The sequence below is a fragment of the Hydrocoleum sp. CS-953 genome (assembly GCF_002260545.1).
Classification (GTDB): Bacteria; Cyanobacteriota; Cyanobacteriia; order Cyanobacteriales; family Microcoleaceae; genus Trichodesmium.
The window spans coordinates 1-2,729 of sequence record NZ_LGSU01000315.1; the positions used below are offsets into that span (position 1 = coordinate 1).

At 35.9% G+C, this 2,729-nt stretch carries 1 pseudogene; it reads right to left on the reverse strand.

Annotation, left to right across the window (positions count from 1 at the left end):
- Positions 1–455 precede the first annotated feature (455 nt).
- Positions 456–2,729 (reverse strand): annotated as a pseudogene (locus AFK68_RS02900) (AAA family ATPase); the annotation flags it as partial.

A 2,729-nucleotide genomic window follows, 5' to 3' on the forward strand; every position in this document is an offset into this window, starting at 1 on the left:
CTCATGCCCTCATTTTTTGGTAAAGAGAAGAGTATTTTTTCTCAAAAAATTTCTTGTCTGTTGCTTTCTAGACCTGATTAATTAACTTAAAAAAAAATCCGAAAATTAATAATCTCTTCTGCTTTTTTTAAATAATTTAAACCAACCTCAAAGTTTTCTGTTATACAGGAAACGTGCATTCTCAGAATGTAATAGATACAAACTGAAAACCAGATTTGGGATGCTTCTACAGTAGTGATCGTTTTTTCAGCTTTTTCTGCCTCTTGGTCTAGGCAGAGTTGGGTGACAAAAATTTGGGCTGCGCCAAGTGCTACTTGCACAAGCTCATTCTGGATTTTATCTGCCACCAACATATATTTTTCTATATCTAGGCCAACTGCTGCTAAATTGTCTCCTTGGAATAATCGATTTGTAATATTACCCATTAAGTTATAAGCAGCAAATTGAATTTCTCNAAGTGCTACTTGCACAAGCTCATTCTGGATTTTATCTGCCACCAACATATATTTTTCTATATCTAGGCCAACTGCTGCTAAATTGTCTCCTTGGAATAATCGATTTGTAATATTACCCATTAAGTTATAAGCAGCAAATTGAATTTCTCCACACTCCAATCCTGCTAGAAAGCTCTCATAATTTATATCTGCTGCCCCTTTTATTGGTCTTGCCCAAGGTTGAATAAAGCCTCCAAGCGAGAATCCAACTTGACACCTCTGAGATTTACTATTGAGTTTGTGACTTAGTTGCATACCTAAATCTCCCAACTCATAACCCCTTTGATACTGCCCTTGCGATGCTAGAAAGAATCCATAGTTGTTATAAGCTTTGATTGACTCAGGAATATTTCCATGTTTAATTGACAGACAAGCTGCTCTTAAAGAGATGAAACTGAGAAGTTCAATGTTGGAGGTTAGATATGTTGGTGGATCTAGAGAAATGAGCAATTTAATCGTTGCTTGAATATGTGCTTCAACTGTTGTCGGTAAATCTAATAGTGAGGAAATAGACCGTTCTCTCAAACTCTCCCTAATAGAAGCAAACTCTAACTCAACTAGCTCACTTAGATTATTGCTCTCAATCTCAATTCCCAGATTGTTTAATCCCATCAAACCTGCCTGAATTGCTTCGGCAAATTTACCTTGTAAACTAAATTGATTAACTTGAATCACATAAAAATCTGCCTGCTCTACAGGAGAACTCACCTGTTGTAAAGCAATTGCAATTGTCATCTCCAATTCTTCGTAGTTGGCATGACTTAACTGAGCTTCTGCTAAGTAACGATACAGACTTAAAGTCAAGTTATATTGATTAACCCAGGGATCTTTTTCTAGTAAGTTAATCCCTGTTTCTAGATACTCAATTGCTGCTTGATAAGCTGTTGCAGATGTAGCTTTTTGACCAGCAGCTAAGTTGAGTTGTGCTAGTTTCTCTTGCTCCCTTTTCTCATTTATTAGAGATTTGCCAAAGTTGAGATGGTTAACAATATCAAAAATCTTCTCTTCTTGTTCTGTTTGGGAAAGCTTTGTCAGCATCAGTTGACCAATCTGGTAATGGGTACCTGGTTTTTGATTTTCACAAATTAATGAGTAGGCAGCTTGTTGCACCCGGTCGTGCAAAAAGCGATAATTAACTGAAATATTTTCAATATCTTGTTCTTGGTATCCTTGAAAAAACTTATAGGTTTGATTTTCTGGAATTACAAAACCTTCTTGCAATGCTCCCCATAAATCTGTTGCCACTTCCTCTTGAGTTTCTTCGCAGACTACCGTCAACATTGTCAAGTCAAAACGGTTCCCTATACAAGCTGCTAACTTCAGCACATTTTGACTGGCCTCAGGTAGTTTCCGTAAACGCCCTACCATGAATTCCACCACATCATCCGTCATAGCTAGCTGTCGTATTTGAGTTAAATCGCATTGCCAATATCCCTTTTTACTGTTGAATTTTATCAAGTTTTCCTGATGCAAACCTTTCAAAAATTGAGTAGTAAAAAATGGATTTCCTCTAGTTTTTTGATAAATTAATTGAGACAATGGTGTAGCAATTTCTGTTGAAGAAAGTAATGTATCAGCAACTAAATTTGTAATATCTTTTTTATCTAAGGGAGTTAAAGTAATGGTATTAATATTTGCATCTTGTTTGTTAATTTCATCCAAAGTTAGCATCAATGGATGAGCCGGAAAAACTTCGTTATCTCGATAAGCTCCTAATACTAATAAATAACCTGTTTCTGATTCATTAATTAAGACTTTCAGTAAGTTTAATGATGCTGAATCTGCCCATTGTAAGTCATCTAAAAATATAACTAAGGGATGGTATTTAGTGGTAAAAATACCAACAAATTTACTAAATAGTAGATTAAAGCGATTTTGAACTGCACTACCTGATAGTTCACTTGCTGGTGGTTGTTGACCAATAATACGTTCTAATTCTGGAATTACATCTATGATAACTTGACCATTTTCTCCTACAACTTCGAGAATTTTATCTTTCCAATTGGCTAAATTTGTATCAGATTCTCCTAATAATTGACTCATTAAATCTCGGAAAGCTGACACAAAGGCAGAGAAGGGTATATTGCGGTTGAATTGGTCATATTTCCCTTTGATAAAATATCCCTTTTGTCGAACTATGGGTTTATGAACTTCATTAATCACAGCAGTTTTTCCAATCCCTGAAAAACCTGCTACTAAAAGAAGACGCGGAGTGGGGGAGTGGGGGAGTAGGGG